This is a genomic window from Bosea vestrisii, assembly GCF_030144325.1.
GTDB classification, from domain to species: Bacteria; Pseudomonadota; Alphaproteobacteria; order Rhizobiales; family Beijerinckiaceae; genus Allobosea; species Allobosea vestrisii_A.
The window spans coordinates 4,173,772-4,186,212 of the sequence record NZ_CP126307.1 but is presented as its reverse complement, the minus strand read 5'-3'; the positions used below and the strand labels follow the sequence as shown (position 1 = coordinate 4,186,212).

Annotated in this window: 12 protein-coding genes and 1 pseudogene; 3 read left to right on the top strand and 10 right to left on the bottom strand. The window is 64.2% G+C overall.

The annotated features are described in order from the left end of the window. The 3 genes and pseudogenes from QO058_RS20600 to QO058_RS20590 form a co-directional block, all read left to right on the top strand. The gene (locus tag QO058_RS20600; protein ID WP_284168115.1) at positions 1–858 is read left to right on the top strand and encodes an HTD2 family dehydratase; all 858 of its coding nucleotides are present in this window, start codon (positions 1–3) and stop codon (positions 856–858) included. Positions 859–1,179: 321 nt separating this feature from the next. Continuing rightward, positions 1,180–2,106 (top strand): NAD(P)-dependent oxidoreductase, encoded by a 927-nt coding sequence (locus QO058_RS20595; RefSeq protein WP_284168114.1) that lies wholly within the window; start codon positions 1,180–1,182, stop codon positions 2,104–2,106. A gap of 139 nt (positions 2,107–2,245) precedes the next feature. After that, positions 2,246–2,820, top strand: a pseudogene (locus QO058_RS20590) (transposase); the annotation flags it as partial. Between the two features lie 52 nt (positions 2,821–2,872). Here QO058_RS20590 and QO058_RS20585 read toward each other — a convergent pair. The 10 genes from QO058_RS20585 to QO058_RS20540 form a co-directional block, all read right to left on the bottom strand. Beyond that, entirely contained in the window at positions 2,873–3,121 is a 249-nt protein-coding gene (locus QO058_RS20585; protein WP_284168113.1) for a hypothetical protein, read from the bottom strand. A gap of 46 nt (positions 3,122–3,167) precedes the next feature. Then, positions 3,168–4,337 (bottom strand): mandelate racemase/muconate lactonizing enzyme family protein, encoded by a 1,170-nt coding sequence (locus tag QO058_RS20580; protein ID WP_284168112.1) that lies wholly within the window; start codon positions 4,335–4,337, stop codon positions 3,168–3,170. A 76-nt stretch (positions 4,338–4,413) separates the two neighbouring features. Continuing rightward, positions 4,414–6,459 carry an NADH:flavin oxidoreductase gene (locus QO058_RS20575; RefSeq protein WP_284168111.1) on the bottom strand — a complete coding sequence of 682 codons (2,046 nt, stop codon included), beginning with the start codon at positions 6,457–6,459 and terminating at the stop codon, positions 4,414–4,416. Between the two features lie 111 nt (positions 6,460–6,570). Next, positions 6,571–7,350 carry an amino acid ABC transporter ATP-binding protein gene (locus QO058_RS20570; protein ID WP_284168110.1) on the bottom strand — a complete coding sequence of 260 codons (780 nt, stop codon included), beginning with the start codon at positions 7,348–7,350 and terminating at the stop codon, positions 6,571–6,573. Beyond that, positions 7,340–8,170, bottom strand: a complete 831-nt coding sequence (locus tag QO058_RS20565) for an amino acid ABC transporter permease (protein ID WP_284168109.1) — start codon at positions 8,168–8,170, stop codon at positions 7,340–7,342. Before QO058_RS20565 ends, QO058_RS20570 begins: the two co-directional genes overlap by 11 nt. Continuing rightward, on the bottom strand, positions 8,167–8,913 hold the full coding sequence (locus tag QO058_RS20560; protein ID WP_284168108.1) for an amino acid ABC transporter permease: 747 nt from the start codon (positions 8,911–8,913) through the stop codon (positions 8,167–8,169). Before QO058_RS20560 ends, QO058_RS20565 begins: the two co-directional genes overlap by 4 nt. A 40-nt stretch (positions 8,914–8,953) precedes the next feature. Then, positions 8,954–9,817: a transporter substrate-binding domain-containing protein gene (locus tag QO058_RS20555; protein ID WP_284168107.1), complete on the bottom strand. Its 864-nt coding sequence runs from the start codon at positions 9,815–9,817 to the stop codon at positions 8,954–8,956. Positions 9,818–9,861: 44 nt separating this feature from the next. Then, entirely contained in the window at positions 9,862–11,133 is a 1,272-nt protein-coding gene (locus tag QO058_RS20550; RefSeq protein ID WP_284168106.1) for an FAD-dependent oxidoreductase, read from the bottom strand. A gap of 11 nt (positions 11,134–11,144) precedes the next feature. After that, positions 11,145–11,384: an FAD-dependent oxidoreductase gene (locus tag QO058_RS20545; RefSeq protein WP_284168105.1), complete on the bottom strand. Its 240-nt coding sequence runs from the start codon at positions 11,382–11,384 to the stop codon at positions 11,145–11,147. A 145-nt stretch (positions 11,385–11,529) separates the two neighbouring features. Beyond that, the gene (locus tag QO058_RS20540) at positions 11,530–12,432 is read right to left on the bottom strand and encodes a LysR substrate-binding domain-containing protein (RefSeq protein ID WP_284168104.1); all 903 of its coding nucleotides are present in this window, start codon (positions 12,430–12,432) and stop codon (positions 11,530–11,532) included. Positions 12,433–12,441: the final 9 nt, after the last annotated feature.

The following is a 12,441-nucleotide window of genomic DNA, read 5'->3' as shown; positions in this document are numbered from 1 at the left end:
GTGAGCACCGCAGGGCCTCGCTTCGACATCGACGATCTGCGCGATTGGATCGGCCGTGAGGATATCGGAACGGATATCGTCAGCGAGGACCTTGCGCGCAAATACCATGCAACGATGGACTTCGCCGGCGCCGCGCCCCTGCCCGGAGAAGTCGTGCCGCGGCTGATCCATTTTTGCCTGGCGCAGCCGGCGGTGCCAACCGCGAACCTCGGACCCGATGGCCACCCGGCCCGCGGCGGCTTCATGCCGCCGGTGCCTTTGCCGCGCCGGATGTGGGCAGGTGGCGCCTTCAACTTCCATGGCGACCTCCGGGTCGGCGATATCGCGAAGCGGACCTCTCGGATTGAGAATGTCGCTCTCAAGGAAGGACGCACGGGCACGCTCTGCTTCGTTACCATCCAGCATCGCATCGAGGCCAATGGGACCCTCGTGCTGGAGGAGCGGCAGGACATCGTCTATCGCGGGCTCGACGCTACAGGTGGGGCCGTCAAGGCCGTGCCACCCGCGGAGCAGGGCGTCCACCAGCGGCCGATGAAGGCCGAGGCGCCGCTGTTGTTCCGCTACTCGGCGCTGACTTTCAACGGCCATCGCATCCACTATGACCGGTGCTATGTCACCGAGGTCGAAGGCTACCCAGGCCTGATCGTCCATGGTCCGCTGCAAGCCGCCCTGCTCTTCTACTATGCGTCGGAGTTGCTCGGAGCGCCGCCCTCGCATTTCAGCTTCCGGGGCCTTTCCCCGCTCTTCGATGATGACGCGTTTGCGCTGCATGCGAGGGAAGACCGCGATTTGCTGAAAGTCTGGACCGCGAAGCAGAATGGCGCCCTCTGCATGAACGCTGAAGCTTCGTGGTCCTGAGTACCGCCCATGCGCACCTCCGGCGCCCGTCGCCGAGAACGGCGATGTCCAGAACCAGCGTTCACGCTCGTCAAGTTCCCGACCCAGCGAGCCTTCACGGCGATATCACCAAGAAGATCATCGCCGATTTGCAGGCGGGGCGCGTGGCTGGTCAATCTGCCCACGGCGGGGCTGGACTATCACGTCCCGTTCGGCGGGCCGAAGGGATCGAGTTACGGAGCCCGTGAGCAGGGTCGCTACGCCGCCGAATTCTAAACGACCGTTAAGACGTCCTACGCGCAGCCCGTCTGAGACGGCGACAAAACCAACCCTGGAGGAAAAATGGACAAGATCGGCTTCATTGGACTAGGGCGCATGGGACGCCCGATGGCCTCCAACCTGCGGCGCCGTGGCTTCGAGCTCGTGGTGCACGATCTCAATCGTGCGGCAGTCGAGGCGCTCGTCGAGCTTGGAGCCGAGGCCGGAAGCTCGGTCGCCGACGTCAGTGCACGCTCGGACGTGATCATCACTATGCTGCCGAACTCGGCGATCGTCTCAGAAATCGTAGCGGGGCCGGGCGGTATCCTGTCGGCGGCGCGTCCCGGTTCCCTCGTCATGGACATGAGCACCGTGGACGCTAACACGACCGATGCTATCGCGGCGAGCTGCCAGACGCAGGGCGTCGCCTTCGTCGACGCGCCGGTGGGACGCCTGGCCTCGCATGCGGATGCCGGCCAGTCCCTCTTCATGGTCGGAGGCGAGGCCGCGGATTTCGAGCGCGTCAAGCCGGCGCTCGAAGCGATGGGCTCGACCATCTACCACTGCGGCGGCTGCGGCGCCGGGACGCGGACGAAAATCGTAAACAACTTCCTCGCGGTCGCGTCCTGCCAAATGAACGCCGAGGCTTTGTCGCTGGCTCAACGCTTCGGCCTCGATCTCGATAGCACGTTGGACGTCCTCTACGGGACGACGGCATTCAACGGCCAGCTGAAGATTGCCTGGCCCACCAAGGCGCTCATCGGCGACGTCGAACCCGGCTTTACCATTGACTTGGCTCATAAGGACCTCACTCTCGTGATGGAGTCGGCCAACTCGGCCAAGGTTCCAATGCCAATGGCCGCGGCGGCCCGAGAGGCTTTTTCCTCGGCACGAGCTCGCGGCTTCGGCGGCAAGGATTTCTCCGCCATGCTGCACGCCCATTGCGACGTCGTCGGCATTGACGTCCCTCGCCTGTCACATAACTCCCGCCACAATCCAGGCCAGCCCTGATCCTCGGCCTCAGGCGGCCCCGGCTAGCCACCGGCAGCCGGGGGCGTCTTCCTTCCTAAGACGTCGCCCTCGTTAGAATCTGACGTTGCCCCCTGAGGGGTCCTCGGTTTGAATTGGACTCCGTCGGAAGGAGACGGAGATGAAGAAGAGCCGGTTCAGCGAAGAGCAGATCATTGCGGTGCTGAAAGAGCATCAGGCCGGAATTGCGGTGGCGGACATCTGCCGCAAGCACGGGATCAGCGACGCCACCTTCTACAATTGGCGCAGTCGCTATGGCGGCATGGAGGTATCCGACGCGCGTCGGCTGAAGGCATTGGACGACGAGAACCGCAAGCTCAAGAAGCTTCTGGCGGAATCGATGCTGGACGTCGCGACGCTGCGCGAGGCGCTCGGGAAAAACTTCTGAAGCCCGGATCGCGGAAAGTGTTCGTGAACTGGGCGATCGAAGAGAAGAGCTACTCGCAGCGTCCGGCCTGCGGTCTGATCGGGCTCGCCCCGAAGTCCTATCGCTATGCCTCGCGGTGATCAGACGATGTGGAAATCCGGGAGCGGCTGAAGACTCTTGCGGGTCAGCGACGGCGGCTCGGCTACCGGCCCCTGCACATCCTGCTGCGGCGGGACGGCATCGCGCTGAACCACAAGAAGCTGTTCCGGCTGTATCGGGAGCAGCGGCTGACGGTGCGCCGGCGTGGCGGGCGCAAGAGCGCGCTCGGGATTGGCGCGATCGGCCGTCGGTCCCTGGAATCTGGCAGCCGGGCTTTGGCCGTCAAACAAGAGCGCGAATCGACGCCAGCTTGGCTTTGATGTCGGCGAGCGACCCCTCGTACTCCCAAGTCTGCACCGTATCGTGCGGGCACTCGATGAAGACGTAGTCCTCGGTGAAGGACAGGATCCGGTCGATCTTGATGAGCTTCTCGACGAAATCCGCCGAGGCGACGGGTTCGACGATGAGTTCTCTCTTCTCGTCGTAGCCATGATAGACGGACTTTGCTTTGATTTTCAGAGCGATGAACATCGCGATCCCTTTGTTGTCTCGATTATGGTTCGTCTGTTGCCGGCCGTCATGACAGCGTAAATCCGCCGTAGACCGAGTTTCCGAGCGCGTTGCGGCGCAGCTCGACACCGAAGCCCGCGGCGGCGCTGACAGGGATGATGCCGCCCTTGACCGACGCCTCGATCGGATTCTCCAGCACATCGACATGGCCGGGAATCCGCGCCCAGTAGGGGAAATGCTCCTGGATGTAGAAATTCGGGATCGAGGCGCTGAAATGCATGCCGACCGCGGTCGACAGCGCGCTGGCACAGATATGAGGCTGGACCTTCATGCTGTAGGCTTCGGCCATCGCCGCGATCTTGCGGGCTTCCAGCAGGCCGCCGGTGTTGCCGATGTCCGGCTGCAGGATGTCGGCGGCGCGGCTTTCGAGGATGTCGCGGAAGCCATAGCGCGAATAGACGCGCTCCCCCACCGCGATGCGCTGCGAGATGCCCTTGGCGATCTTGACCAAGGCACCGACATCGCCCGGCACGGCCGGCTCCTCGACATAGGTGATGTCGAGGTCCTCGACCGCCCGGCAGAACCGGATCGTATCGTCCGGCGTTAGCCCGGCCGAGAGATCGAGCATGATCTCGACATCGGGGCCAACGGCGCGGCGGATCTCGCCGACGGTCGTGACCGCGCGCTTGACGACGCTGCGGTCACTTGCGGCGCGGAAGGAGGGGTGACGCAGCTTGCCCTCGGGCAGGATCGAGACGAAGGGGTAGAATTTCAGCGCGTCGTAGCCGTCAGCGACGGCCTTCTCCGCCGCGGCCGGCAACTGGCTGTCCTGTGTGCAGCCGAAATACCAGCCGTTGCAATAGGTCCGCAGCTTGTCGTGCACGCGGCCTCCGAGCAGTTCGTAGACCGGGATGTTCAGGCTGCGGGCCTTGATGTCCAGCATCGCCTGCTCAATCGCGCTCATCGCCGCATAGACGATCGGACCGCCGCCCTTGGCCCAGAAGCCGTGATCGTAAATCTCGCTCCACAGGGCCTCGATGCGGAACGGGTCGATCCCGCCCATCATGGTGCGCTCGATGATGTCCTTCAGCATCCCGGCGGACGCCGTGCCGCCGATGCCATAGGCAATGCAGGCCTCGCCAAGGCCGACGACACCCTCATCCGTCTCCAGTTCCAGGATGACCGGGCGGATGCCGCCGCTCTCGATCAGGTAGATGCGTGCCGAGGTTATCTTCATGGCGCTTTCGCGAGTGGGAATAATGGATCAGCCTTCCTCGACCGCATCGGTCGAGGAAGCCGTAACGCCTCCGTGGTCAGAGCGCGCTGCAGATCCGTAGCGCGTCCAGCATGGCCGAATGGATGTTGCGGCTGGCCACGGCATCGCCGATCCGGTGCAACTCCAACCCCGCGCCACCCGGCCGAGGCTGCGGGGCGGCCTTGATCATCGCGCCCAGGTCGCTGACGCCGTCGTTGACCGAGCTGCCGCGCAACTGGTCGTAGACCTCGGCCATCGGGATGCTTCCCTGCTCGACCACGACATGGTCGACAAGGACCGTCGATATCTCGTGCGAGACGTCGTTCGCGAGCGTCGCCAGCAATCTGTTGTCCTGGCGCCGGACCGAGACGAGCCGCGTCTCGGTCGCCGGCCGGATGCCATGCTTGAGGAAGAGCCGCTTCCAGCGGACACGCTCGGCATAGGTCAGCTCTTCAGCCAGCATCGCGTCGATGGACACGTAGTTGACCCGGGCTCCCATCTCGACCGCCCGTTCCGCCGCCAACGGTCCCGGGTGCCGTCCCGTGCCGTCGAAGATGAGGACGTCGCCGGCCAACGCGACCTGTCCCGTCAGCACGTCCCAGGTGTTGGCGCAGAGTTCGGCGCCCTGTTCGAGATCGACCAGAGGCAAGCCGCCTGTCGCCATGATGACGACGTCCGGCTCAAGGGCGACGATGTCCTGCTCGTCCATGTAGGCGTTGGCATGCAAGCTGGCGCCCATGCGCTGCAGCTCTGCTACCCGCCACTCGACGATGCCTTTCAGGTCGCGGCGCCACGACCCAGTCGCGCCGATGAGAATCTGGCCGCCGAAGTCCGACGTGGCCTCGTAGAGCGAGACCTGGTGCCCGCGCTCTGCGCTCACGCGGGCCGCCTCGAGCCCGGCCGGCCCACCGCCGATGACGACGATCTTGCGGGCCGGCCCCTCCGCCTTCGGGATCCGGTGCTTGAGCGTCAGCTCGCGCCCTGTCACGGGGTTGTGCAGGCAGGACGGCCGGTGCTGCGACTGGCAATGCGTGGCGCCCACGCAGGGCCTGATCTCGTCCTCGCGCCCGCTCGCCATCTTGGCGACGATGTAGGGATCCGCGATCTGGGCGCGGGTCATGCCGGCCATGTCGACCTTGCCTTCGCGCACGGCGTACCGGGCCGAGGCCAGGTCGGCGATGCGCGCCGCATGGAAGACCGGCAGCCCGATTTCGCGGCGGAAGGCGCCGACGGGCTCGACCCAGGGTGCCAGCGGCGAGCCCATGCCCGGCATGTTGTATTCGGCGAGCGCCGGCACGTTCTCCATCGTGCCGTAGATGGCGTTGAAGAAATCGACCGCTCCCGCTTCCTTCAGGACCAGCGCGATGCGGACGCACTCGTCGAAGCGCAGGGCGCCGTACGGCCCCTCGTCGACGACGAAGCGCATACCCACCAGGAAATCGTCGCCGACGGCCTTGCGGATCGCTTCGTGGACCATCAGGGCAAAACGGCAGCGGTTCTCCAGCGAGCCGCCGAACCTGTCCGTCCGGCGATTCATCTCGGGCGAGAAGAACTGCCCGATCAGGTGTCCCGACGCCATCGTCTCTATGCCGTCGAGTCCGCCTTCCTTGCAGTGGACCGCGGCCTGCGCATACGCTTTGACGACCCGGTCGATGTCGTACTCGTCCATCTCCTTGGGAATGCTGCGATGCGCGGTTTCGCGCACCGGCGACGGCGCGATCGTCGGCAGACGATCGCCGCCGTAAGGGTCGCCGCGCCGTCCCAGATGCGTGATCTGGCACATCAGACCTGCACCCTGGCGATGCATCCTCGTGCTGAAGCGCTGGAGATACGGGATGATCGCGTCGGTGCCGACGTTGAGCTGGCGGAAGATGTTCGGGGAATCGACGTCGACATTCGATGAGCCGCCGAACATCGAGAGGCCGAGGCCGCCTTTGGCCTTCTCCTCGTGATAGGCTTGGTAAGCCTCGTCCGGCATGCCGTTGACCTCGAGCCCGCAGGCATGGCTCGTACTCATGATCCGGTTGCGGAAGGTGACGTGCCTGATCGTCAGCGGTTGCAGCAACGGGTCTTTCGCGACGATGGATGGGTCCGGGCTGTACATCGAGTGCCTCCTTGAGTTTTGGCCAAGCTTCATCGTTCGCGCGAATGCACGGGCGACGATGCCGGCCAGCAATGTTCGGTGGTCCGCGCCGCAAGCGGCGCGGGGTTCAAGTTAAAGGACTTGGCTCAGGAACTGCCTGGTCCGCGGATCCTTGGCATCGGTGAAGAACTCCTCCGGGGGACCGTGCTCGACGATCAAACCCTTGTCAGTGAAGTAGATGTGGTCGGCGACTTCACGCGCGAAGCCCATCTCGTGCGTGACGAGGATGCAGGTCATGCCATCCGCGGCCAGCTCCTTGATCGTCACCAGCACCTCCTTGACTGTCTCGGGATCGAGTGCCGCCGTGACCTCGTCGAACAGCATGACGTCGGGGCGCATCGCCAGGCTGCGGGCTATCGCGACGCGCTGCTGCTGGCCTCCGGAGAGCTGGCCGGGGTAAACGTCTTCCTTCCCGGTCAGCCGAACCTTGCGGATGAGCGCCCGGGCCCGCTCCTCGACCTCGGCCTTCGGCTCGCGAAGAACCTTCAGCGGCGCCATCATGACGTTCTCGAGCGCAGTCTTGTGCGGGAACAGATTGTATTGCTGGAAGACGATTCCGACCTTCTTGCGCAGCGCCAGCTTGTCCAGCCCGGGGTCGTTGACCTCCTGGCCCGCCACTTTGATCGAGCCGCGCTGTATCGGGCTCAAGCCGTTGATGCACCGGATCAGGGTCGACTTGCCCGAGCCGGAGGGGCCGATGATGCATACAACCTCGCCCTTGCGCACGTCGAAGCTGATGCCCTTGATCACCTCCAGAGCACCGAAGGCCTTGTGCACGTCGCGAAGCTGGACGATCGGCTCGCCTTGCGGCCAGGGGTGCGGACTGCGGGTCGCTTTATTCTCAAACGGCATATCTACGCTCAAGCCTTCTCGTCAAAAGCGCGATCGGATAGATGTAGGCGAAGAACAGGCAGAGCAGGAAAAGGTAGAACGGGAACAGGAGCTCCGGTCTCGCACCCGCCGCCTCCATTCCCGCCTGGGCGTTTGAGACGGCCTCGTGAACGCTGAAGATCGAGGCCATCGGCGTGGAAAGCGTCAGGAGCGCGTACCAGTTCATCCACGGCGGGATCGCCCGCCGCACGCATTGGGGAAGGATGATCCAGCGCAGTGTCTGCGAGCGCGTGAAGGCGAGACCTTCCGCGGATTCCCACTGCCCGGTCGGCATGGAGTGAACCGCCCCGCGCACGATCTCGCTGATGTTCCCCATGACCGGCAGGGCGAAAGCGACCGTAGCCTTCAGCCAATCCGGGATCGCCACCCGGCCGCCGCCCGGCATCCGGAATTCGGCCGGCAGCATGTACATCACGACGAACAGGATCACGAGCCACGGCGAGTTTCGCAGGAGATGCGTGACGAAGCGGGACGGCGTCCGGACCGGCCAGAGCAGGCTGATCTGCATCAGGCCGAGCCCGATCCCCAGAACGGTCGCCAGCGCCATGGCCATGAAGCTCATGAGCAGGTTGAGGGCGAAGCCATGGAGGATGAAGGGAAGCCAGAGGACCAGCGTCTCGATGGCAGACGGGCGTCCGGGAGGCGCCGATTGCGCCCATGCCGACACCAGGGATGCCAGGAAGGCGAGCGCCAGACACAGGCCATGCCGCCAATCGAGGAACGACAGCGGACGTTCGGGTGACAGCCTGGCCGGATCGAGGACGAACGCGCGCACCGTCATTGACCGTACCCCGGGAGCGCGAGCCTGCGTTCGAGCAGATGGAGTGCACTGGCCAGGGCGGTGACCACGATGATGTAGAAGAGAAACAGCAGGAGCATCATCTCGGGGACATTGACGTTGTCCGACCAGACCTGGTTCAGCACATAGGTCATCTCCGGCACGGCGATGACGTATGCGAGCGAGGTCGTCTTGGCCAAGCTGACGAGATTGTTGGTCAGAGCCGGAAGACTGATCCGGAAGGCCAGCGGCAAGGTGACGTAGAGATAGGTCTGCCACTTCGAGAAGCACAGGCTCTCGGCTGCTTCCAGCGTCGAGTCCGGGACGGCTTCGAGACCAGAGCGGAAGATCTCCACATTGAAGGCGCCGCCGAAGATACCGAGCGAGATGAGCGCCCACATGTAGGCCGATATCAGCGGCTGCGTGTATCCCCCCATGTCGATCGTCGGCGTCAGCGTTCCCAGGCCGAAGAAGAAGAACAGCAGCTGGATCATCGGCGGGGTGTTACGGAATATCTGGATGTAGGCATCCATGCCCACCCGCAGGGCCGCGCTCCTGGCGCGTTGCGCCCAGGCGCCGACGACGCCGATCGCAAGCGACAGCAACAACGACCAGAGTATCAGCTGGAGGGAGTTGCTGGCGCCGGTCACGAAACGATCGAACTCGTACTGGTCGTAGAAGACGTTGAAGTTCAGACCCGTGGTGTCATGGAGTCTTCGAAAATATGGGCCGATGAGCTCAAGCATGGTGCGCGACCAGGGACATGGCGGGTCCGGCTATCAGCAGTCAGTTCTTCGGATTCAGGTAGGTCGTGTCCCAGCTCAGCTTCTTCTGCTGTTCTGCGAACCAGTCCGCGGGTTTCACATTCCACTTCTTCGCCAGCTCGATGAGCTTGCCTTCGCCTTGCCAGCGATAGGCCATGCCGGCCATGAAGGCGCCCCAGCCCTTGTTCAGCTCCTCGATCGGGACCGCGGCCGCCCAGGGGTTGTTGTAGAGCACCGAGACGGGCATCTCGTAGTCCTGCCACTCGGGGGCTTCGAGATCCGCGATGATGCTGACGTCGTCATAAACCCAGGCGATGCACTTGCCGGATCGCAGCGCTTCCTTGCCTTCCGTGTTGCCGGCGAAGGCGGTCAGCCTGGCCTTCAATTCGGTTTCGATCTGCTTGTTGTAGGCGTTGCCCTGCTTGCCGCAGACCGGCTTGTTCGCGATGTCCTTCCAGTCCTTGATGACCCCCTTCTTGGCCAGCATGGTCGGTCCGGAGGTCCAATAGGCAGGCTCGATGATGCCGACGATCTTCCGGCGCTCGGCGGTGTCGTACATTCCGCCGATGATCAGGTCGATCTTGCCCTGCTGCAGCAACTGCATGCGGTTTGCAGAGGTGATGACCACCGGTTCGAACTTGACGCCGAGTGCTTCCGCCACGCTCTTCCCGAGGTCGACCTCAATTCCCTGCAGCGAGCCGTCGGGAGCCGGAAAAGCCCACGGCTTGAACGCCCCCTGGACGCCCACCTTCACTGTGCCCCGATCGAGGATTTCCTTGAGGCGACCTTCCGCAGCCTGCGATTGGCTCGCAGCAATGATGCAGGCGCAGCCGAGCCACGCCGCAGCGGCCGCCTTGATACGCTTCGAATTGGTCGATGATGCCATAGCTGTCTCCCCTTTTATTGAGATTGTTCGCCAGTGGTCGTTCTTCAGGCAGCATTCCCGTTCGGGAAGGCTCGTCGTTGATGTTCGAGGAACTCCTCCACCCGCCCGGCGACCTGTTCGGGCCCCCAGTTCAGCAAGTCGGCAACGCTGTTCGCTGCATGCTCGACGGCGTCGCGGTCGAGATGGCGCCCCCATGCGAGCCCCGTGCGCGTGTACAGAATGCCGCGCAGATCCCGGGCATGCTCCGACAGCACGGCCGATCGGTATGCTTCCTTCCGATCGTCGGATCGGGTGACATGCCCGGCCACGACATTCTCGGGAATGCTCGCCGCCGCGCCGCGCCGGCGAGACGGCGGGATCAGGCTCGCGACCGCATCCCGCAGTTCCCGGCCGGCGCTCCTGTGGCTCATCACCGGCCCCGCCGTCATCGCGAGCACGCCTGGCATTCCATGATCGCGCAGATCGTGGATCTCACGCATGCGGCGTCCCATCGGCTCGCCGGGGTCGTAGGTCAGGGGCCGAACCCCGGCCCAGCTGAACTCGACGTCCCGGCGCTGCAGCTTCAGCCCCGGCAAGAGATGGTTGGCCTCGCCAAGCAGGAAATCGACCTCCTGGTCCGAGGGATGGGCGTCGTCCGCATCCCCGTCATAAGGAGTCTCGGTCGGCCCGAAAAAGAAGCGATCGTCCTCGAGAGGCAGGCAATAGAACGGCATGCCGCCGCGATGGAGCGTCGCGACGCCGAAGCCCCGGTAGCGATCCGGCAGTCGCACGACGATGTGCGCTCCCTTCGTTCCGCGAACGAGCGGAGCGTTCGGCGCCTGCCCGGGGAGAAGGAGCGCGTCGATCCAGGTGCCAGCCAAATTCAGCACCACTTTGGCGCCGACCTGCTCGACCTTGCCTGACTCGTCGGCAAGCCCGACGGTCCATTCGCCGTCCGGCGAACGCTGCTGAAGCGTCGCCCGCGTGAACAGTCTGATGTCTGCGCCGTTCCGTTCCGCTTCCAATGCGTAGTCGACGCAGATCCGGTCCGGCCAGTCGATCATGTACTCGCGATAGGTCGCGATCGAGTTCAAGCGAGGTCGATCGCGCAGGTCTGTGGCGAAGGGCAATTCCCGGTCGATATCGGCGGCCAATCGCCGATAGCCGAGCGGAGGGTTTTGCGGACCGAGGCGCTTCAGAAGCGCGAACCCCATGTCCAGATGCCAGCCGCGGATGTCGTCGCCCCGATAAAGCGGAAAGCACATCGTGAAGGGTTTGCAACGCTCCGGCTGCAAGCGAACCAGTTCCTCGCGCGCCTGCATGGCGGCCTTCGCCATCGCGATGGCGCCTAAGAACCGTCCGGGGAGCGTACGAATGTCCTGACGGGGTGCTCGGTCTCGAAATAGCGCAGCCCGCAGTGAAGGATGCGGGATGAACGGCTGGACGCTCCGTTCGCGAGATCCGCCTTCTCCGCCAGCAGGACCCGATAGCCGGACAGGGCAAGTTCCCGAGCCGCGCTCGTGCCGTTGATGCCGCCCCCGACGACGACGACATCGAATAGTTCGTGCTCGGCTCGGCTCGGCGTCATGGCCCCGTCGCAGTTGCGGTCGTTGAGACACTGACGGGAGTAAATCGTCTAATTTGAAATGTTCAAAATAGAATGATCGGCGATCGTTATACAAAAACCGCATACCGGAGGCGGCTGGCGCGGCAAGCTGACCACCGACGTACTGTTACCGTGGCAACAGCTTCATCAGCCGGTCGCGCTCGGTGGCCATGAGATCCAGCAACGCATCGACGGCGCGATTCGCCGGCCGCGATTCCGGTCGAAGCAGAGCGACGTTGCATGGGATGGCGGGAGCGAAAGGGATCAGCCGAACGCGCTCGTCGAGCTCGCCCACCGCCGTGTAGGGGTCGATCAAACCGATGCCGACGCCGTTCTTGACCATCTCGTAGGCCATCGACGAAACGGTCGTCTCGTAGGCCGCATCGTATTTCACGCCGCACGAGCGGAAAGCCTGCGCGACCAGCTGCCCGGCCGAGGTCAGCGACGCCCAGGAGATGAAAGGGACGTCGACGAGGTCCGCCGGCCCGATGCGGGCCTTGTCGGCAAGCGGATGACCGGCCGGAACCGCCGCGATGTAGGGGGTGTCGCTGAAAGTATCGATGCGGAAGCCGGATCGGCGGAACGGCGTCTCGGCGAGGCCGAAATCGATTTGCTGCGAAGCGGCCCAATCCTCGATCTTCGCGGACAGCGTCACGTTCAGAAGGATCTTGGTGTTGGGCCAATCGCTGCGGAACGTTCCGAGCAGCCGAGGGACGAACCCCGAGGCGAGTGCCGGGATGATGGCCAAGTCGATCCGACTGTTCTCGCCTTCCGCCACCCGGGCAGCGAAGCTTTTCAAGGCATCCAGCGAAACATAGGCCCGCTCGATCTCGTCGAGCAGGAGCTGCGCCACCGAAGTCGGGGTGACCAGGCCGCGCCGCCGCTCGAACAGCGTGACGCCGAGCTCGCCTTCGAGTTTGTCGAGCAGGCGGCTGACGGCGGGCTGGCTGCGACCGAGGAGTTCGGCCGCAGCGCTGACCGTGCCGGTGAGCATGACGGCGCGAAAGGCGGAGAAATACAGCAAATTCATTCGAGGCGT